General features: G+C 66.6%; 1 protein-coding gene (running past one end of the window). It reads right to left on the bottom strand.

Annotated elements, in window-relative coordinates:
• Positions 1-22,920, bottom strand: the 5' portion of a protein-coding gene (locus ACTG20_RS06225) for a VCBS domain-containing protein (protein WP_440007970.1). 7,011 nt of this gene lie to the left of the window's left edge; the window shows 22,920 of its 29,931 coding nt (coding positions 1-22,920); its start codon is at positions 22,918-22,920; the stop codon falls past the left edge of the window.

Here is a 22,920-nt window from a genome sequence, read left to right as displayed (position 1 = left end):
AGTGCCAGCCGCCAGCGTACCGCTGGCTTGCAGCAGGTTGCCCGGCTGGACATTGCGGTCCTCGGTCACGCTGCCCACATCCGGCGTCAGCGTCGGCACGTCGTCGGTGCCGTTGATGGTGATGGTCACCGTGGTGGTGGTCACTCCGTCCGCGTTGGTCACCGTGATGGTGTCGGTCAGCTTCTCGCCCGCCTTCAGGTTCTGGATCGCCGCCTGACCGTTGTCGGCGCTGTACGTCCACTTGCCGTCCGCGCCCAGCACCAGCTGGCCATACTGGCCGTTGAGCGTCCCCGCCTGGAATTTGTCCTCACCGGCGTCTCCGCCAGTGCCGGCCGCCAGCGTACCGCTGGCTTGCAGCAGGTTGCCCGGCTGGACATTGCGGTCCTCGGTCACGCTGCCCACATCCGGCGTCAGCGTCGGCACGTCGTCGGTGCCGTTGATGGTGATGGTCACCGTGGTGGTGGTCACCCCGTCCGCGTTGGTCACCGTGATGGTGTCGGTCAGCTTCTCGCCCGCCTTCAGGTTCTGGATCGCCGCCTGACCGTTGTCGGCGCTGTACGTCCACTTGCCGTCCGCGCCCAGCACCAGCTGGCCATACTGGCCGTTGAGCGTCCCCGCCTGGAATTTGTCCTCACCGGCGTCTCCGCCAGTGCCAGCCGCCAGCGTACCGCTGGCTTGCAGCAGGTTGCCCGGCTGGACATTGCGGTCCTCGGTCACGCTGCCCACATCCGGCGTCAGCGTCGGCACGTCGTCGGTGCCGTTGATGGTGATGGTCACCGTGGTGGTGGTCACCCCGTCCGCGTTGGTCACCGTGATGGTGTCGGTCAGCTTCTCGCCCGCCTTCAGGTTCTGGATCGCCGCCTGACCGTTGTCGGCGCTGTACGTCCACTTGCCGTCCGCGCCCAGCACCAGCTGGCCATACTGGCCGTTGAGCGTCCCCGCCTGGAATTTGTCCTCACCGGCGTCTCCGCCAGTGCCAGCCGCCAGCGTACCGCTGGCTTGCAGCAGGTTGCCCGGCTGGACATTGCGGTCCTCGGTCACGCTGCCCACATCCGGCGTCAGCGTCGGCACGTCGTCGGTGCCGTTGATGGTGATGGTCACCGTGGTGGTGGTCACTCCGTCCGCGTTGGTCACCGTGATGGTGTCGGTCAGCTTCTCGCCCGCCTTCAGGTTCTGGATCGCCGCCTGACCGTTGTCGGCGCTGTACGTCCACTTGCCGTCCGCGCCCAGCACCAGCTGGCCATACTGGCCGTCGAGCGTCCCCGCCTGGAATTTGTCCTCACCGGCGTCTCCGCCAGTGCCGGCCGCCAGCGTACCGCTGGCTTGCAGCAGGTTGCCCGGCTGGACATTGCGGTCCTCGGTCACGCTGCCCACATCCGGCGTCAGCGTCGGCACGTCGTCGGTGCCGTTGATGGTGATGGTCACCGTGGTGGTGGTCACTCCGTCCGCGTTGGTCACCGTGATGGTGTCGGTCAGCTTCTCGCCCGCCTTCAGGTTCTGGATCGCCGCCTGACCGTTGTCGGCGCTGTACGTCCACTTGCCGTCCGCGCCCAGCACCAGCTGGCCATACTGGCCGTCGAGCGTCCCCGCCTGGAATTTGTCCTCACCGGCGTCTCCGCCAGTGCCAGCCGCCAGCGTACCGCTGGCTTGCAGCAGGTTGCCCGGCTGGACATTGCGGTCCTCGGTCACGCTGCCCACATCCGGCGTCAGCGTCGGCACGTCGTCGGTGCCGTTGATGGTGATGGTCACCGTGGTGGTGGTCACTCCGTCCGCGTTGGTCACCGTGATGGTGTCGGTCAGCTTCTCGCCCGCCTTCAGGTTCTGGATCGCCGCCTGACCGTTGTCGGCGCTGTACGTCCACTTGCCGTCCGCGCCCAGCACCAGCTGGCCATACTGGCCGTTGAGCGTCCCCGCCTGGAATTTGTCCTCACCGGCGTCTCCGCCAGTGCCAGCCGCCAGCGTACCGCTGGCTTGCAGCAGGTTGCCCGGCTGGACATTGCGGTCCTCGGTCACGCTGCCCACATCCGGCGTCAGCGTCGGCACGTCGTCGGTGCCGTTGATGGTGATGGTCACCGTGGTGGTGGTCACCCCGTCCGCGTTGGTCACCGTGATGGTGTCGGTCAGCTTCTCGCCCGCCTTCAGGTTCTGGATCGCCGCCTGACCGTTGTCGGCGCTGTACGTCCACTTGCCGTCCGCGCCCAGCACCAGCTGGCCATACTGGCCGTTGAGCGTCCCCGCCTGGAATTTGTCCTCACCGGCGTCTCCGCCAGTGCCAGCCGCCAGCGTACCGCTGGCTTGCAGCAGGTTGCCCGGCTGGACATTGCGGTCCTCGGTCACGCTGCCCACATCCGGCGTCAGCGTCGGCACGTCGTCGGTGCCGTTGATGGTGATGGTCACCGTGGTGGTGGTCACTCCGTCCGCGTTGGTCACCGTGATGGTGTCGGTCAGCTTCTCGCCCGCCTTCAGGTTCTGGATCGCCGCCTGACCGTTGTCGGCGCTGTACGTCCACTTGCCGTCCGCGCCCAGCACCAGCTGGCCATACTGGCCGTTGAGCGTCCCCGCCTGGAATTTGTCCTCACCGGCGTCTCCGCCAGTGCCAGCCGCCAGCGTACCGCTGGCTTGCAGCAGGTTGCCCGGCTGGACATTGCGGTCCTCGGTCACGCTGCCCACATCCGGCGTCAGCGTCGGCACGTCGTCGGTGCCGTTGATGGTGATGGTCACCGTGGTGGTGGTCACCCCGTCCGCGTTGGTCACCGTGATGGTGTCGGTCAGCTTCTCGCCCGCCTTCAGGTTCTGGATCGCCGCCTGACCGTTGTCGGCGCTGTACGTCCACTTGCCGTCCGCGCCCAGCACCAGCTGGCCATACTGGCCGTTGAGCGTCCCCGCCTGGAATTTGTCCTCACCGGCGTCTCCGCCAGTGCCGGCCGCCAGCGTACCGCTGGCTTGCAGCAGGTTGCCCGGCTGGACATTGCGGTCCTCGGTCACGCTGCCCACATCCGGCGTCAGCGTCGGCACGTCGTCGGTGCCGTTGATGGTGATGGTCACCGTGGTGGTGGTCACTCCGTCCGCGTTGGTCACCGTGATGGTGTCGGTCAGCTTCTCGCCCGCCTTCAGGTTCTGGATCGCCGCCTGACCGTTGTCGGCGCTGTACGTCCACTTGCCGTCCGCGCCCAGCACCAGCTGGCCATACTGGCCGTTGAGCGTCCCCGCCTGGAATTTGTCCTCACCGGCGTCTCCGCCAGTGCCGGCCGCCAGCGTACCGCTGGCTTGCAGCAGGTTGCCCGGCTGGACATTGCGGTCCTCGGTCACGCTGCCCACATCCGGCGTCAGCGTCGGCACGTCGTCGGTGCCGTTGATGGTGATGGTCACCGTGGTGGTGGTCACCCCGTCCGCGTTGGTCACCGTGATGGTGTCGGTCAGCTTCTCGCCCGCCTTCAGGTTCTGGATCGCCGCCTGACCGTTGTCGGCGCTGTACGTCCACTTGCCGTCCGCGCCCAGCACCAGCTGGCCATACTGGCCGTCGAGCGTCCCCGCCTGGAATTTGTCCTCACCGGCGTCTCCGCCAGTGCCAGCCGCCAGCGTACCGCTGGCTTGCAGCAGGTTGCCCGGCTGGACATTGCGGTCCTCGGTCACGCTGCCCACATCCGGCGTCAGCGTCGGCACGTCGTCGGTGCCGTTGATGGTGATGGTCACCGTGGTGGTGGTCACTCCGTCCGCGTTGGTCACCGTGATGGTGTCGGTCAGCTTCTCGCCCGCCTTCAGGTTCTGGATCGCCGCCTGACCGTTGTCGGCGCTGTACGTCCACTTGCCGTCCGCGCCCAGCACCAGCTGGCCATACTGGCCGTTGAGCGTCCCCGCCTGGAATTTGTCCTCACCGGCGTCTCCGCCAGTGCCAGCCGCCAGCGTACCGCTGGCTTGCAGCAGGTTGCCCGGCTGGACATTGCGGTCCTCGGTCACGCTGCCCACATCCGGCGTCAGCGTCGGCACGTCGTCGGTGCCGTTGATGGTGATGGTCACCGTGGTGGTGGTCACCCCGTCCGCGTTGGTCACCGTGATGGTGTCGGTCAGCTTCTCGCCCGCCTTCAGGTTCTGGATCGCCGCCTGACCGTTGTCGGCGCTGTACGTCCACTTGCCGTCCGCGCCCAGCACCAGCTGGCCATACTGGCCGTTGAGCGTCCCCGCCTGGAATTTGTCCTCACCGGCGTCTCCGCCAGTGCCAGCCGCCAGCGTACCGCTGGCTTGCAGCAGGTTGCCCGGCTGGACATTGCGGTCCTCGGTCACGCTGCCCACATCCGGCGTCAGCGTCGGCACGTCGTCGGTGCCGTTGATGGTGATGGTCACCGTGGTGGTGGTCACTCCGTCCGCGTTGGTCACCGTGATGGTGTCGGTCAGCTTCTCGCCCGCCTTCAGGTTCTGGATCGCCGCCTGACCGTTGTCGGCGCTGTACGTCCACTTGCCGTCCGCGCCCAGCACCAGCTGGCCATACTGGCCGTTGAGCGTCCCCGCCTGGAATTTGTCCTCACCGGCGTCTCCGCCAGTGCCGGCCGCCAGCGTACCGCTGGCTTGCAGCAGGTTGCCCGGCTGGACATTGCGGTCCTCGGTCACGCTGCCCACATCCGGCGTCAGCGTCGGCACGTCGTCGGTGCCGTTGATGGTGATGGTCACCGTGGTGGTGGTCACTCCGTCCGCGTTGGTCACCGTGATGGTGTCGGTCAGCTTCTCGCCCGCCTTCAGGTTCTGGATCGCCGCCTGACCGTTGTCGGCGCTGTACGTCCACTTGCCGTCCGCGCCCAGCACCAGCTGGCCATACTGGCCGTTGAGCGTCCCCGCCTGGAATTTGTCCTCACCGGCGTCTCCGCCAGTGCCGGCCGCCAGCGTACCGCTGGCTTGCAGCAGGTTGCCCGGCTGGACATTGCGGTCCTCGGTCACGCTGCCCACATCCGGCGTCAGCGTCGGCACGTCGTCGGTGCCGTTGATGGTGATGGTCACCGTGGTGGTGGTCACCCCGTCCGCGTTGGTCACCGTGATGGTGTCGGTCAGCTTCTCGCCCGCCTTCAGGTTCTGGATCGCCGCCTGACCGTTGTCGGCGCTGTACGTCCACTTGCCGTCCGCGCCCAGCACCAGCTGGCCATACTGGCCGTCGAGCGTCCCCGCCTGGAATTTGTCCTCACCGGCGTCTCCGCCAGTGCCAGCCGCCAGCGTACCGCTGGCTTGCAGCAGGTTGCCCGGCTGGACATTGCGGTCCTCGGTCACGCTGCCCACATCCGGCGTCAGCGTCGGCACGTCGTCGGTGCCGTTGATGGTGATGGTCACCGTGGTGGTGGTCACTCCGTCCGCGTTGGTCACCGTGATGGTGTCGGTCAGCTTCTCGCCCGCCTTCAGGTTCTGGATTGCCGCCTGACCGTTGTCGGCGCTGTACGTCCACTTGCCGTCCGCGCCCAGCACCAGCTGGCCATACTGGCCGTTGAGCGTCCCCGCCTGGAATTTGTCCTCACCGGCGTCTCCGCCAGTGCCGGCCGCCAGCGTACCGCTGGCTTGCAGCAGGTTGCCCGGCTGGACATTGCGGTCCTCGGTCACGCTGCCCACATCCGGCGTCAGCGTCGGCACGTCGTCGGTGCCGTTGATGGTGATGGTCACCGTGGTGGTGGTCACTCCGTCCGCGTTGGTCACCGTGATGGTGTCGGTCAGCTTCTCGCCCGCCTTCAGGTTCTGGATCGCCGCCTGACCGTTGTCGGCGCTGTACGTCCACTTGCCGTCCGCGCCCAGCACCAGCTGGCCATACTGGCCGTTGAGCGTCCCCGCCTGGAATTTGTCCTCACCGGCGTCTCCGCCAGTGCCAGCCGCCAGCGTACCGCTGGCTTGCAGCAGGTTGCCCGGCTGGACATTGCGGTCCTCGGTCACGCTGCCCACATCCGGCGTCAGCGTCGGCACGTCGTCGGTGCCGTTGATGGTGATGGTCACCGTGGTGGTGGTCACTCCGTCCGCGTTGGTCACCGTGATGGTGTCGGTCAGCTTCTCGCCCGCCTTCAGGTTCTGGATCGCCGCCTGACCGTTGTCGGCGCTGTACGTCCACTTGCCGTCCGCGCCCAGCACCAGCTGGCCATACTGGCCGTTGAGCGTCCCCGCCTGGAATTTGTCCTCACCGGCGTCTCCGCCAGTGCCGGCCGCCAGCGTACCGCTGGCTTGCAGCAGGTTGCCCGGCTGGACATTGCGGTCCTCGGTCACGCTGCCCACATCCGGCGTCAGCGTCGGCACGTCGTCGGTGCCGTTGATGGTGATGGTCACCGTGGTGGTGGTCACTCCGTCCGCGTTGGTCACCGTGATGGTGTCGGTCAGCTTCTCGCCCGCCTTCAGGTTCTGGATCGCCGCCTGACCGTTGTCGGCGCTGTACGTCCACTTGCCGTCCGCGCCCAGCACCAGCTGGCCATACTGGCCGTTGAGCGTCCCCGCCTGGAATTTGTCCTCACCGGCGTCTCCGCCAGTGCCGGCCGCCAGCGTACCGCTGGCTTGCAGCAGGTTGCCCGGCTGGACATTGCGGTCCTCGGTCACGCTGCCCACATCCGGCGTCAGCGTCGGCACGTCGTCGGTGCCGTTGATGGTGATGGTCACCGTGGTGGTGGTCACTCCGTCCGCGTTGGTCACCGTGATGGTGTCGGTCAGCTTCTCGCCCGCCTTCAGGTTCTGGATCGCCGCCTGACCGTTGTCGGCGCTGTACGTCCACTTGCCGTCCGCGCCCAGCACCAGCTGGCCATACTGGCCGTTGAGCGTCCCCGCCTGGAATTTGTCCTCACCGGCGTCTCCGCCAGTGCCAGCCGCCAGCGTACCGCTGGCTTGCAGCAGGTTGCCCGGCTGGACATTGCGGTCCTCGGTCACGCTGCCCACATCCGGCGTCAGCGTCGGCACGTCGTCGGTGCCGTTGATGGTGATGGTCACCGTGGTGGTGGTCACCCCGTCCGCGTTGGTCACCGTGATGGTGTCGGTCAGCTTCTCGCCCGCCTTCAGGTTCTGGATCGCCGCCTGACCGTTGTCGGCGCTGTACGTCCACTTGCCGTCCGCGCCCAGCACCAGCTGGCCATACTGGCCGTTGAGCGTCCCCGCCTGGAATTTGTCCTCACCGGCGTCTCCGCCAGTGCCGGCCGCCAGCGTACCGCTGGCTTGCAGCAGGTTGCCCGGCTGGACATTGCGGTCCTCGGTCACGCTGCCCACATCCGGCGTCAGCGTCGGCACGTCGTCGGTGCCGTTGATGGTGATGGTCACCGTGGTGGTGGTCACTCCGTCCGCGTTGGTCACCGTGATGGTGTCGGTCAGCTTCTCGCCCGCCTTCAGGTTCTGGATCGCCGCCTGACCGTTGTCGGCGCTGTACGTCCACTTGCCGTCCGCGCCCAGCACCAGCTGGCCATACTGGCCGTTGAGCGTCCCCGCCTGGAATTTGTCCTCACCGGCGTCTCCGCCAGTGCCAGCCGCCAGCGTACCGCTGGCTTGCAGCAGGTTGCCCGGCTGGACATTGCGGTCCTCGGTCACGCTGCCCACATCCGGCGTCAGCGTCGGCACGTCGTCGGTGCCGTTGATGGTGATGGTCACCGTGGTGGTGGTCACCCCGTCCGCGTTGGTCACCGTGATGGTGTCGGTCAGCTTCTCGCCCGCCTTCAGGTTCTGGATTGCCGCCTGACCGTTGTCGGCGCTGTACGTCCACTTGCCGTCCGCGCCCAGCACCAGCTGGCCATACTGGCCGTTGAGCGTCCCCGCCTGGAATTTGTCCTCACCGGCGTCTCCGCCAGTGCCGGCCGCCAGCGTACCGCTGGCTTGCAGCAGGTTGCCCGGCTGGACATTGCGGTCCTCGGTCACGCTGCCCACATCCGGCGTCAGCGTCGGCACGTCGTCGGTGCCGTTGATGGTGATGGTCACCGTGGTGGTGGTCACTCCGTCCGCGTTGGTCACCGTGATGGTGTCGGTCAGCTTCTCGCCCGCCTTCAGGTTCTGGATCGCCGCCTGACCGTTGTCGGCGCTGTACGTCCACTTGCCGTCCGCGCCCAGCACCAGCTGGCCATACTGGCCGTTGAGCGTCCCCGCCTGGAATTTGTCCTCACCGGCGTCTCCGCCAGTGCCGGCCGCCAGCGTACCGCTGGCTTGCAGCAGGTTGCCCGGCTGGACATTGCGGTCCTCGGTCACGCTGCCCACATCCGGCGTCAGCGTCGGCACGTCGTCGGTGCCGTTGATGGTGATGGTCACCGTGGTGGTGGTCACCCCGTCCGCGTTGGTCACCGTGATGGTGTCGGTCAGCTTCTCGCCCGCCTTCAGGTTCTGGATCGCCGCCTGACCGTTGTCGGCGCTGTACGTCCACTTGCCGTCCGCGCCCAGCACCAGCTGGCCATACTGGCCGTTGAGCGTCCCCGCCTGGAATTTGTCCTCACCGGCGTCTCCGCCAGTGCCAGCCGCCAGCGTACCGCTGGCTTGCAGCAGGTTGCCCGGCTGGACATTGCGGTCCTCGGTCACGCTGCCCACATCCGGCGTCAGCGTCGGCACGTCGTCGGTGCCGTTGATGGTGATGGTCACCGTGGTGGTGGTCACTCCGTCCGCGTTGGTCACCGTGATGGTGTCGGTCAGCTTCTCGCCCGCCTTCAGGTTCTGGATCGCCGCCTGACCGTTGTCGGCGCTGTACGTCCACTTGCCGTCCGCGCCCAGCACCAGCTGGCCATACTGGCCGTTGAGCGTCCCCGCCTGGAATTTGTCCTCACCGGCGTCTCCGCCAGTGCCAGCCGCCAGCGTACCGCTGGCTTGCAGCAGGTTGCCCGGCTGGACATTGCGGTCCTCGGTCACGCTGCCCACATCCGGCGTCAGCGTCGGCACGTCGTCGGTGCCGTTGATGGTGATGGTCACCGTGGTGGTGGTCACTCCGTCCGCGTTGGTCACCGTGATGGTGTCGGTCAGCTTCTCGCCCGCCTTCAGGTTCTGGATCGCCGCCTGACCGTTGTCGGCGCTGTACGTCCACTTGCCGTCCGCGCCCAGCACCAGCTGGCCATACTGGCCGTTGAGCGTCCCCGCCTGGAATTTGTCCTCACCGGCGTCTCCGCCAGTGCCAGCCGCCAGCGTACCGCTGGCTTGCAGCAGGTTGCCCGGCTGGACATTGCGGTCCTCGGTCACGCTGCCCACATCCGGCGTCAGCGTCGGCACGTCGTCGGTGCCGTTGATGGTGATGGTCACCGTGGTGGTGGTCACTCCGTCCGCGTTGGTCACCGTGATGGTGTCGGTCAGCTTCTCGCCCGCCTTCAGGTTCTGGATTGCCGCCTGACCGTTGTCGGCGCTGTACGTCCACTTGCCGTCCGCGCCCAGCACCAGCTGGCCATACTGGCCGTTGAGCGTCCCCGCCTGGAATTTGTCCTCACCGGCGTCTCCGCCAGTGCCAGCCGCCAGCGTACCGCTGGCTTGCAGCAGGTTGCCCGGCTGGACATTGCGGTCCTCGGTCACGCTGCCCACATCCGGCGTCAGCGTCGGCACGTCGTCGGTGCCGTTGATGGTGATGGTCACCGTGGTGGTGGTCACCCCGTCCGCGTTGGTCACCGTGATGGTGTCGGTCAGCTTCTCGCCCGCCTTCAGGTTCTGGATCGCCGCCTGACCGTTGTCGGCGCTGTACGTCCACTTGCCGTCCGCGCCCAGCACCAGCTGGCCATACTGGCCGTTGAGCGTCCCCGCCTGGAATTTGTCCTCACCGGCGTCTCCGCCAGTGCCGGCCGCCAGCGTACCGCTGGCTTGCAGCAGGTTGCCCGGCTGGACATTGCGGTCCTCGGTCACGCTGCCCACATCCGGCGTCAGCGTCGGCACGTCGTCGGTGCCGTTGATGGTGATGGTCACCGTGGTGGTGGTCACTCCGTCCGCGTTGGTCACCGTGATGGTGTCGGTCAGCTTCTCGCCCGCCTTCAGGTTCTGGATCGCCGCCTGACCGTTGTCGGCGCTGTACGTCCACTTGCCGTCCGCGCCCAGCACCAGCTGGCCATACTGGCCGTTGAGCGTCCCCGCCTGGAATTTGTCCTCACCGGCGTCTCCGCCAGTGCCAGCCGCCAGCGTACCGCTGGCTTGCAGCAGGTTGCCCGGCTGGACATTGCGGTCCTCGGTCACGCTGCCCACATCCGGCGTCAGCGTCGGCACGTCGTCGGTGCCGTTGATGGTGATGGTCACCGTGGTGGTGGTCACTCCGTCCGCGTTGGTCACCGTGATGGTGTCGGTCAGCTTCTCGCCCGCCTTCAGGTTCTGGATCGCCGCCTGACCGTTGTCGGCGCTGTACGTCCACTTGCCGTCCGCGCCCAGCACCAGCTGGCCATACTGGCCGTTGAGCGTCCCCGCCTGGAATTTGTCCTCACCGGCGTCTCCGCCAGTGCCGGCCGCCAGCGTACCGCTGGCTTGCAGCAGGTTGCCCGGCTGGACATTGCGGTCCTCGGTCACGCTGCCCACATCCGGCGTCAGCGTCGGCACGTCGTCGGTGCCGTTGATGGTGATGGTCACCGTGGTGGTGGTCACTCCGTCCGCGTTGGTCACCGTGATGGTGTCGGTCAGCTTCTCGCCCGCCTTCAGGTTCTGGATCGCCGCCTGACCGTTGTCGGCGCTGTACGTCCACTTGCCGTCCGCGCCCAGCACCAGCTGGCCATACTGGCCGTTGAGCGTCCCCGCCTGGAATTTGTCCTCACCGGCGTCTCCGCCAGTGCCAGCCGCCAGCGTACCGCTGGCTTGCAGCAGGTTGCCCGGCTGGACATTGCGGTCCTCGGTCACGCTGCCCACATCCGGCGTCAGCGTCGGCACGTCGTCGGTGCCGTTGATGGTGATGGTCACCGTGGTGGTGGTCACTCCGTCCGCGTTGGTCACCGTGATGGTGTCGGTCAGCTTCTCGCCCGCCTTCAGGTTCTGGATCGCCGCCTGACCGTTGTCGGCGCTGTACGTCCACTTGCCGTCCGCGCCCAGCACCAGCTGGCCATACTGGCCGTCGAGCGTCCCCGCCTGGAATTTGTCCTCACCGGCGTCTCCGCCAGTGCCGGCCGCCAGCGTACCGCTGGCTTGCAGCAGGTTGCCCGGCTGGACATTGCGGTCCTCGGTCACGCTGCCCACATCCGGCGTCAGCGTCGGCACGTCGTCGGTGCCGTTGATGGTGATGGTCACCGTGGTGGTGGTCACTCCGTCCGCGTTGGTCACCGTGATGGTGTCGGTCAGCTTCTCGCCCGCCTTCAGGTTCTGGATCGCCGCCTGACCGTTGTCGGCGCTGTACGTCCACTTGCCGTCCGCGCCCAGCACCAGCTGGCCATACTGGCCGTCGAGCGTCCCCGCCTGGAATTTGTCCTCACCGGCGTCTCCGCCAGTGCCGGCCGCCAGCGTACCGCTGGCTTGCAGCAGGTTGCCCGGCTGGACATTGCGGTCCTCGGTCACGCTGCCCACATCCGGCGTCAGCGTCGGCACGTCGTCGGTGCCGTTGATGGTGATGGTCACCGTGGTGGTGGTCACTCCGTCCGCGTTGGTCACCGTGATGGTGTCGGTCAGCTTCTCGCCCGCCTTCAGGTTCTGGATCGCCGCCTGACCGTTGTCGGCGCTGTACGTCCACTTGCCGTCCGCGCCCAGCACCAGCTGGCCATACTGGCCGTCGAGCGTCCCCGCCTGGAATTTGTCCTCACCGGCGTCTCCGCCAGTGCCGGCCGCCAGCGTACCGCTGGCTTGCAGCAGGTTGCCCGGCTGGACATTGCGGTCCTCGGTCACGCTGCCCACATCCGGCGTCAGCGTCGGCACGTCGTCGGTGCCGTTGATGGTGATGGTCACCGTGGTGGTGGTCACCCCGTCCGCGTTGGTCACCGTGATGGTGTCGGTCAGCTTCTCGCCCGCCTTCAGGTTCTGGATCGCCGCCTGACCGTTGTCGGCGCTGTACGTCCACTTGCCGTCCGCGCCCAGCACCAGCTGGCCATACTGGCCGTCGAGCGTCCCCGCCTGGAATTTGTCCTCACCGGCGTCTCCGCCAGTGCCGGCCGCCAGCGTACCGCTGGCTTGCAGCAGGTTGCCCGGCTGGACATTGCGGTCCTCGGTCACGCTGCCCACATCCGGCGTCAGCGTCGGCACGTCGTCGGTGCCGTTGATGGTGATGGTCACCGTGGTGGTGGTCACCCCGTCCGCGTTGGTCACCGTGATGGTGTCGGTCAGCTTCTCGCCCGCCTTCAGGTTCTGGATCGCCGCCTGACCGTTGTCGGCGCTGTACGTCCACTTGCCGTCCGCGCCCAGCACCAGCTGGCCATACTGGCCGTTGAGCGTCCCCGCCTGGAATTTGTCCTCACCGGCGTCTCCGCCAGTGCCGGCCGCCAGCGTACCGCTGGCTTGCAGCAGGTTGCCCGGCTGGACATTGCGGTCCTCGGTCACGCTGCCCACATCCGGCGTCAGCGTCGGCACGTCGTCGGTGCCGTTGATGGTGATGGTCACCGTGGTGGTGGTCACTCCGTCCGCGTTGGTCACCGTGATGGTGTCGGTCAGCTTCTCGCCCGCCTTCAGGTTCTGGATCGCCGCCTGACCGTTGTCGGCGCTGTACGTCCACTTGCCGTCCGCGCCCAGCACCAGCTGGCCATACTGGCCGTTGAGCGTCCCCGCCTGGAATTTGTCCTCACCGGCGTCTCCGCCAGTGCCAGCCGCCAGCGTACCGCTGGCTTGCAGCAGGTTGCCCGGCTGGACATTGCGGTCCTCGGTCACGCTGCCCACATCCGGCGTCAGCGTCGGCACGTCGTCGGTGCCGTTGATGGTGATGGTCACCGTGGTGGTGGTCACTCCGTCCGCGTTGGTCACCGTGATGGTGTCGGTCAGCTTCTCGCCCGCCTTCAGGTTCTGGATCGCCGCCTGACCGTTGTCGGCGCTGTACGTCCACTTGCCGTCCGCGCCCAGCACCAGCTGGCCATACTGGCCGTCGAGCGTCCCCGCCTGGAATTTGTCCTCACCGGCGTCTCCGCCAGTGCCGGCCGCCAGCGTACCGCTGGCTTGCAGCAGGTTGCCCGGCTGGACATTGCGGTCCTCGGTCACGCTGCCCACATCCGGCGTCAGCGTCGGCACGTCGTCGGTGCCGTTGATGGTGATGGTCACCGTGGTGGTGGTCACTCCGTCCGCGTTGGTCACCGTGATGGTGTCGGTCAGCTTCTCGCCCGCCTTCAGGTTCTGGATCGCCGCCTGACCGTTGTCGGCGCTGTACGTCCACTTGCCGTCCGCGCCCAGCACCAGCTGGCCATACTGGCCGTCGAGCGTCCCCGCCTGGAATTTGTCCTCACCGGCGTCTCCGCCAGTGCCGGCCGCCAGCGTACCGCTGGCTTGCAGCAGGTTGCCCGGCTGGACATTGCGGTCCTCGGTCACGCTGCCCACATCCGGCGTCAGCGTCGGCACGTCGTCGGTGCCGTTGATGGTGATGGTCACCGTGGTGGTGGTCACTCCGTCCGCGTTGGTCACCGTGATGGTGTCGGTCAGCTTCTCGCCCGCCTTCAGGTTCTGGATCGCCGCCTGACCGTTGTCGGCGCTGTACGTCCACTTGCCGTCCGCGCCCAGCACCAGCTGGCCATACTGGCCGTCGAGCGTCCCCGCCTGGAATTTGTCCTCACCGGCGTCTCCGCCAGTGCCGGCCGCCAGCGTACCGCTGGCTTGCAGCAGGTTGCCCGGCTGGACATTGCGGTCCTCGGTCACGCTGCCCACATCCGGCGTCAGCGTCGGCACGTCGTCGGTGCCGTTGATGGTGATGGTCACCGTGGTGGTGGTCACCCCGTCCGCGTTGGTCACCGTGATGGTGTCGGTCAGCTTCTCGCCCGCCTTCAGGTTCTGGATCGCCGCCTGACCGTTGTCGGCGCTGTACGTCCACTTGCCGTCCGCGCCCAGCACCAGCTGGCCATACTGGCCGTTGAGCGTCCCCGCCTGGAATTTGTCCTCACCGGCGTCTCCGCCAGTGCCGGCCGCCAGCGTACCGCTGGCTTGCAGCAGGTTGCCCGGCTGGACATTGCGGTCCTCGGTCACGCTGCCCACATCCGGCGTCAGCGTCGGCACGTCGTCGGTGCCGTTGATGGTGATGGTCACCGTGGTGGTGGTCACTCCGTCCGCGTTGGTCACCGTGATGGTGTCGGTCAGCTTCTCGCCCGCCTTCAGGTTCTGGATCGCCGCCTGACCGTTGTCGGCGCTGTACGTCCACTTGCCGTCCGCGCCCAGCACCAGCTGGCCATACTGGCCGTTGAGCGTCCCCGCCTGGAATTTGTCCTCACCGGCGTCTCCGCCAGTGCCAGCCGCCAGCGTACCGCTGGCTTGCAGCAGGTTGCCCGGCTGGACATTGCGGTCCTCGGTCACGCTGCCCACATCCGGCGTCAGCGTCGGCACGTCGTCGGTGCCGTTGATGGTGATGGTCACCGTGGTGGTGGTCACTCCGTCCGCGTTGGTCACCGTGATGGTGTCGGTCAGCTTCTCGCCCGCCTTCAGGTTCTGGATCGCCGCCTGACCGTTGTCGGCGCTGTACGTCCACTTGCCGTCCGCGCCCAGCACCAGCTGGCCATACTGGCCGTTGAGCGTCCCCGCCTGGAATTTGTCCTCACCGGCGTCTCCGCCAGTGCCAGCCGCCAGCGTACCGCTGGCTTGCAGCAGGTTGCCCGGCTGGACATTGCGGTCCTCGGTCACGCTGCCCACATCCGGCGTCAGCGTCGGCACGTCGTCGGTGCCGTTGATGGTGATGGTCACCGTGGTGGTGGTCACTCCGTCCGCGTTGGTCACCGTGATGGTGTCGGTCAGCTTCTCGCCCGCCTTCAGGTTCTGGATCGCCGCCTGACCGTTGTCGGCGCTGTACGTCCACTTGCCGTCCGCGCCCAGCACCAGCTGGCCATACTGGCCGTTGAGCGTCCCCGCCTGGAATTTGTCCTCACCGGCGTCTCCGCCAGTGCCAGCCGCCAGCGTACCGCTGGCTTGCAGCAGGTTGCCCGGCTGGACATTGCGGTCCTCGGTCACGCTGCCCACATCCGGCGTCAGCGTCGGCACGTCGTCGGTGCCGTTGATGGTGATGGTCACCGTGGTGGTGGTCACCCCGTCCGCGTTGGTCACCGTGATGGTGTCGGTCAGCTTCTCGCCCGCCTTCAGGTTCTGGATCGCCGCCTGACCGTTGTCGGCGCTGTACGTCCACTTGCCGTCCGCGCCCAGCACCAGCTGGCCATACTGGCCGTTGAGCGTCCCCGCCTGGAATTTGTCCTCACCGGCGTCTCCGCCAGTGCCAGCCGCCAGCGTACCGCTGGCTTGCAGCAGGTTGCCCGGCTGGACATTGCGGTCCTCGGTCACGCTGCCCACATCCGGCGTCAGCGTCGGCACGTCGTCGGTGCCGTTGATGGTGATGGTCACCGTGGTGGTGGTCACTCCGTCCGCGTTGGTCACCGTGATGGTGTCGGTCAGCTTCTCGCCCGCCTTCAGGTTCTGGATCGCCGCCTGACCGTTGTCGGCGCTGTACGTCCACTTGCCGTCCGCGCCCAGCACCAGCTGGCCATACTGGCCGTTGAGCGTCCCCGCCTGGAATTTGTCCTCACCGGCGTCTCCGCCAGTGCCAGCCGCCAGCGTACCGCTGGCTTGCAGCAGGTTGCCCGGCTGGACATTGCGGTCCTCGGTCACGCTGCCCACATCCGGCGTCAGCGTCGGCACGTCGTCGGTGCCGTTGATGGTGATGGTCACCGTGGTGGTGGTCACCCCGTCCTCGTTGGTCACCGTGATGGTGTCGGTCAGCTTCTCGCCCGCCTTCAGGTTCTGGATCGCCGCCTGACCGTTGTCGGCGCTGTACGTCCACTTGCCGTCCGCGCCCAGCACCAGCTGGCCATACTGGCCGTTGAGCGTCCCCGCCTGGAATTTGTCCTCACCGGCGTCTCCGCCAGTGCCGGCCGCCAGCGTACCGCTGGCTTGCAGCAGGTTGCCCGGCTGGACATTGCGGTCCTCGGTCACGCTGCCCACATCCGGCGTCAGCGTCGGCACGTCGTCGGTGCCGTTGATGGTGATGGTCACCGTGGTGGTGGTCACTCCGTCCGCGTTGGTCACCGTGATGGTGTCGGTCAGCTTCTCGCCCGCCTTCAGGTTCTGGATCGCCGCCTGACCGTTGTCGGCGCTGTACGTCCACTTGCCGTCCGCGCCCAGCACCAGCTGGCCATACTGGCCGTTGAGCGTCCCCGCCTGGAATTTGTCCTCACCGGCGTCTCCGCCAGTGCCGGCCGCCAGCGTACCGCTGGCTTGCAGCAGGTTGCCCGGCTGGACATTGCGGTCCTCGGTCACGCTGCCCACATCCGGCGTCAGCGTCGGCACGTCGTCGGTGCCGTTGATGGTGATGGTCACCGTGGTGGTGGTCACTCCGTCCGCGTTGGTCACCGTGATGGTGTCGGTCAGCTTCTCGCCCGCCTTCAGGTTCTGGATCGCCGCCTGACCGTTGTCGGCGCTGTACGTCCACTTGCCGTCCGCGCCCAGCACCAGCTGGCCATACTGGCCGTTGAGCGTCCCCGCCTGGAATTTGTCCTCACCGGCGTCTCCGCCAGTGCCGGCCGCCAGCGTACCGCTGGCTTGCAGCAGGTTGCCCGGCTGGACATTGCGGTCCTCGGTCACGCTGCCCACATCCGGCGTCAGCGTCGGCACGTCGTCGGTGCCGTTGATGGTGATGGTCACCGTGGTGGTGGTCACTCCGTCCGCGTTGGTCACCGTGATGGTGTCGGTCAGCTTCTCGCCCGCCTTCAGGTTCTGGATCGCCGCCTGACCGTTGTCGGCGCTGTACGTCCACTTGCCGTCCGCGCCCAGCACCAGCTGGCCATACTGGCCGTTGAGCGTCCCCGCCTGGAATTTGTCCTCACCGGCGTCTCCGCCAGTGCCAGCCGCCAGCGTACCGCTGGCTTGCAGCAGGTTGCCCGGCTGGACATTGCGGTCCTCGGTCACGCTGCCCACATCCGGCGTCAGCGTCGGCACGTCGTCGGTGCCGTTGATGGTGATGGTCACCGTGGTGGTGGTCACCCCGTCCGCGTTGGTCACCGTGATGGTGTCGGTCAGCTTCTCGCCCGCCTTCAGGTTCTGGATCGCCGCCTGACCGTTGTCGGCGCTGTACGTCCACTTGCCGTCCGCGCCCAGCACCAGCTGGCCATACTGGCCGTTGAGCGTCCCCGCCTGAAATTTGTCCTCACCGGCGTCTCCGCCAGTGCCGGCCGCCAGCGTACCGCTGGCTTGCAGCAGGTTGCCCGGCTGGACATTGCGGTCCTCGGTCACGCTGCCCACATCCGGCGTCAGCGTCGGCACGTCGTCGGTGCCGTTGATGGTGATGGTCACCGTGGTGGTGGTCACCCCGTCCGCGTTGGTCACCGTGATGGTGTCGGTCAGCTTCTCGCCCGCCTTCAGGTTCTGGATCGCCGCCTGACCGTTGTCGGCGCTGTACGTCCACTTGCCGTCCGCGCCCAGCACCAGCTGGCCATACTGGCCGTTGAGCGTCCCCGCCTGGAATTTGTCCTCACCGGCGTCTCCGCCAGTGCCAGCCGCCAGCGTACCGCTGGCTTGCAGCAGGTTGCCCGGCTGGACATTGCGGTCCTCGGTCACGCTGCCCACATCCGGCGTCAGCGTCGGCACGTCGTCGGTGCCGTTGATGGTGATGGTCACCGTGGTGGTGGTCACTCCGTCCGCGTTGGTCACCGTGATGGTGTCGGTCAGCTTCTCGCCCGCCTTCAGGTTCTGGATCGCCGCCTGACCGTTGTCGGCGCTGTACGTCCACTTGCCGTCCGCGCCCAGCACCAGCTGGCCATACTGGCCGTTGAGCGTCCCCGCCTGGAATTTGTCCTCACCGGCGTCTCCGCCAGTGCCAGCCGCCAGCGTACCGCTGGCTTGCAGCAGGTTGCCCGGCTGGACATTGCGGTCCTCGGTCACGCTGCCCACATCCGGCGTCAGCGTCGGCACGTCGTCGGTGCCGTTGATGGTGATGGTCACCGTGGTGGTGGTCACCCCGTCCGCGTTGGTCACCGTGATGGTGTCGGTCAGCTTCTCGCCCGCCTTCAGGTTCTGGATCGCCGCCTGACCGTTGTCGGCGCTGTACGTCCACTTGCCGTCCGCGCCCAGCACCAGCTGGCCATACTGGCCGTTGAGCGTCCCCGCCTGGAATTTGTCCTCACCGGCGTCTCCGCCAGTGCCGGCCGCCAGCGTACCGCTGGCTTGCAGCAGGTTGCCCGGCTGGACATTGCGGTCCTCGGTCACGCTGCCCACATCCGGCGTCAGCGTCGGCACGTCGTCGGTGCCGTTGATGGTGATGGTCACCGTGGTGGTGGTCACTCCGTCCGCGTTGGTCACCGTGATGGTGTCGGTCAGCTTCTCGCCCGCCTTCAGGTTCTGGATCGCCGCCTGACCGTTGTCGGCGCTGTACGTCCACTTGCCGTCCGCGCCCAGCACCAGCTGGCCATACTGGCCGTTGAGCGTCCCCGCCTGGAATTTGTCCTCACCGGCGTCTCCGCCAGTGCCAGCCGCCAGCGTACCGCTGGCTTGCAGCAGGTTGCCCGGCTGGACATTGCGGTCCTCGGTCACGCTGCCCACATCCGGCGTCAGCGTCGGCACGTCGTCGGTGCCGTTGATGGTGATGGTCACCGTGGTGGTGGTCACTCCGTCCGCGTTGGTCACCGTGATGGTGTCGGTCAGCTTCTCGCCCGCCTTCAGGTTCTGGATCGCCGCCTGACCGTTGTCGGCGCTGTACGTCCACTTGCCGTCCGCGCCCAGCACCAGCTGGCCATACTGGCCGTCGAGCGTCCCCGCCTGGAATTTGTCCTCACCGGCGTCTCCGCCAGTGCCGGCCGCCAGCGTACCGCTGGCTTGCAGCAGGTTGCCCGGCTGGACATTGCGGTCCTCGGTCACGCTGCCCACATCCGGCGTCAGCGTCGGCACGTCGTCGGTGCCGTTGATGGTGATGGTCACCGTGGTGGTGGTCACTCCGTCCGCGTTGGTCACCGTGATGGTGTCGGTCAGCTTCTCGCCCGCCTTCAGGTTCTGGATCGCCGCCTGACCGTTGTCGGCGCTGTACGTCCACTTGCCGTCCGCGCCCAGCACCAGCTGGCCATACTGGCCGTCGAGCGTCCCCGCCTGGAATTTGTCCTCACCGGCGTCTCCGCCAGTGCCGGCCGCCAGCGTACCGCTGGCTTGCAGCAGGTTGCCCGGCTGGACATTGCGGTCCTCGGTCACGCTGCCCACATCCGGCGTCAGCGTCGGCACGTCGTCGGTGCCGTTGATGGTGATGGTCACCGTGGTGGTGGTCACTCCGTCCGCGTTGGTCACCGTGATGGTGTCGGTCAGCTTCTCGCCCGCCTTCAGGTTCTGGATCGCCGCCTGACCGTTGTCGGCGCTGTACGTCCACTTGCCGTCCGCGCCCAGCACCAGCTGGCCATACTGGCCGTCGAGCGTCCCCGCCTGGAATTTGTCCTCACCGGCGTCTCCGCCAGTGCCGGCCGCCAGCGTACCGCTGGCTTGCAGCAGGTTGCCCGGCTGGACATTGCGGTCCTCGGTCACGCTGCCCACATCCGGCGTCAGCGTCGGCACGTCGTCGGTGCCGTTGATGGTGATGGTCACCGTGGTGGTGGTCACCCCGTCCGCGTTGGTCACCGTGATGGTGTCGGTCAGCTTCTCGCCCGCCTTCAGGTTCTGGATCGCCGCCTGACCGTTGTCGGCGCTGTACGTCCACTTGCCGTCCGCGCCCAGCACCAGCTGGCCATACTGGCCGTTGAGCGTCCCCGCCTGGAATTTGTCCTCACCGGCGTCTCCGCCAGTGCCGGCCGCCAGCGTACCGCTGGCTTGCAGCAGGTTGCCCGGCTGGACATTGCGGTCCTCGGTCACGCTGCCCACATCCGGCGTCAGCGTCGGCACGTCGTCGGTGCCGTTGATGGTGATGGTCACCGTGGTGGTGGTCACTCCGTCCGCGTTGGTCACCGTGATGGTGTCGGTCAGCTTCTCGCCCGCCTTCAGGTTCTGGATCGCCGCCTGACCGTTGTCGGCGCTGTACGTCCACTTGCCGTCCGCGCCCAGCACCAGCTGGCCATACTGGCCGTCGAGCGTCCCCGCCTGGAATTTGTCCTCACCGGCGTCTCCGCCAGTGCCGGCCGCCAGCGTACCGCTGGCTTGCAGCAGGTTGCCCGGCTGGACATTGCGGTCCTCGGTCACGCTGCCCACATCCGGCGTCAGCGTCGGCACGTCGTCGGTGCCGTTGATGGTGATGGTCACCGTGGTGGTGGTCACTCCGTCCGCGTTGGTCACCGTGATGGTGTCGGTCAGCTTCTCGCCCGCCTTCAGGTTCTGGATCGCCGCCTGACCGTTGTCGGCGCTGTACGTCCACTTGCCGTCCGCGCCCAGCACCAGCTGGCCATACTGGCCGTCGAGCGTCCCCGCCTGGAATTTGTCCTCACCGGCGTCTCCGCCAGTGCCGGCCGCCAGCGTACCGCTGGCTTGCAGCAGGTTGCCCGGCTGGACATTGCGGTCCTCGGTCACGCTGCCCACATCCGGCGTCAGCGTCGGCACGTCGTCGGTGCCGTTGATGGTGATGGTCACCGTGGTGGTGGTCACTCCGTCCGCGTTGGTCACCGTGATGGTGTCGGTCAGCTTCTCGCCCGCCTTCAGGTTCTGGATCGCCGCCTGACCGTTGTCGGCGCTGTACGTCCACTTGCCGTCCGCGCCCAGCACCAGCTGGCCATACTGGCCGTCGAGCGTCCCCGCCTGGAATTTGTCCTCACCGGCGTCTCCGCCAGTGCCGGCCGCCAGCGTACCGCTGGCTTGCAGCAGGTTGCCCGGCTGGACATTGCGGTCCTCGGTCACGCTGCCCACATCCGGCGTCAGCGTCGGCACGTCGTCGGTGCCGTTGATGGTGATGGTCACCGTGGTGGTGGTCACCCCGTCCGCGTTGGTCACCGTGATGGTGTCGGTCAGCTTCTCGCCCGCCTTCAGGTTCTGGATCGCCGCCTGACCGTTGTCGGCGCTGTACGTCCACTTGCCGTCCGCGCCCAGCACCAGCTGGCCATACTGGCCGTTGAGCGTCCCCGCCTGGAATTTGTCCTCACCGGCGTCTCCGCCAGTGCCGGCCGCCAGCGTACCGCTGGCTTGCAGCAGGTTGCCCGGCTGGACATTGCGGTCCTCGGTCACGCTGCCCACATCCGGCGTCAGCGTCGGCACGTCGTCGGTGCCGTTGATGGTGATGGTCACCGTGTGCGCGGTGCCATCCACGGACTTGACCACAAAGGTCTCGACCTTGGTTTCATCCTTGCCCAGGTACTGCACCTTGCTGTTGTCGACGTTGTAGGTCCACTTGCCATCGGCATCGATGGTCAGGGTGCCCAGTGCCCCGGCGCTCGCGGTGATGCTAGCCGCGTCGGTCATGAACGCCACCTCGTCGGCGCTGTCCACGTCGGTCACGGTCAACACGCCGGTATCGGTCAGTACATCTGGGCTGGCATCTTCAGTCACAGTGCCGATGTCGTCACCCGCGATGATGGCTGCGTCGTTGACCGGAGTAACAGTCCCGGTCACACCGCCTGTCGAGCTGTTCACACCATCGGTAATGGTGTATTCAAAAGAGATATCACCGTTGAAATCAGGGGCTGGCGTAAAGATCAGCTGGCCATTGCTCAAGGTGACGGAACCATTGCTGATCGCTACCGTGCCGCCTTCGGCAATGGTCTGGCCGTTGATAGCGGTAATGGTGAGGCGATCGCCATCCGCATCCGTGTCGTTGCCAAGCACATTGATGGTGACGGTGCCGTCCTCCGCCACGGTGAACTGGTCGTCACCCGGCAGGGGCGCAGCATTCACCACGCTATTGTCGGTCCCCTTGGGTGAGGTGTTACCCACAGAGTCGGTCAGAGTGGCATCCACCGTGATCGGGCCATTGACAGGCAGATCCGTGGTGGGAATGGTCAAAGTAACCTGAGTACGGCCGATATCATCGGCTGTCAGAATCTTGCTGGAATCAGTCACTCCATCACCATTCCAGTCAACATCGAGACGATCACCGACCTTGGCATCACCCGGTAAACGGATAATGACACCCACTCCGGTTTCACGCTCATTAGCGGAGATGACATTATCTGCCCCATCCTGGATTTCGACCTGGGGAGCGGAAGGTGCTGTACTGTCAACGCTGCCATCATCAGTCGCACTGCCAGTATTCCCCGCAGGATCGGTCACAGTGGCAGTGACGGTATAGGTGCCCTCGGCCAATGGGGTGACCACATCCACGGTGAAGGTACCGCTGGGTGTGACAATCGCGGTCAGGGTTTGTTGATTACCGTTTGCATCGGTGACCAGCAAGGTCACAGTGCTGCCAGCAGGAGCATCCGTGGTTCCAGTCAGGGTCGGAGTGGTGTCATTGGTGTTATCTGGCGCAACCACGGAAATGGTGGGCGGCGTCAGGTCGAATACTTCATCTTCGCCAGCAGCACCCAGCGGTGGCTCACCATTGGCGTTGTAGGTGGTATCGAAGGTGGCTTCAGCAATGGTTGCGGAACCGGTACGGTCGATGGTGACAAAACCGCCGTTGCCACTGGCACCGGCGACGCCCCCAATACCGCCACCACCGGCGGCAGGTGCACCGCCTGCGGCAGAGGCTTCAAAGGCCTGGGTCGGGTCAGCGCCACCCAAGATCGCCTGTTGCAAGGCATTGATATCATCAGGAGTACCTGCAGCGCCGTTTTGCGCCAGCTGGGGAGCATCTCCCTCTTCGGCAGGCTCACTCTGTTCGCTGGCTGGTTGCACATTGAACGACTGTCCGCCACCCATGAAACTGGCGCCATCCGGCGACATGATCACCGCCCCTTTCGGCAGTACATCACCTTCAGCCAACAGCTTCCGGCTGCCATCAGCGGCCACCAGATAAATTTGTCCTTTAAGTTGGGTTACGGTTACGCCCTGTTCCAAGGTAACGGCATTGGTGATCAT

It is taken from the genome of Aeromonas sp. 84A, assembly GCF_051919345.1.
In the GTDB taxonomy this organism is placed as follows: Bacteria; Pseudomonadota; Gammaproteobacteria; order Enterobacterales; family Aeromonadaceae; genus Aeromonas; species Aeromonas veronii.
Note: the sequence above shows the minus strand (reverse complement) of the source record. Positions and strands in the feature narration are given on the sequence as shown.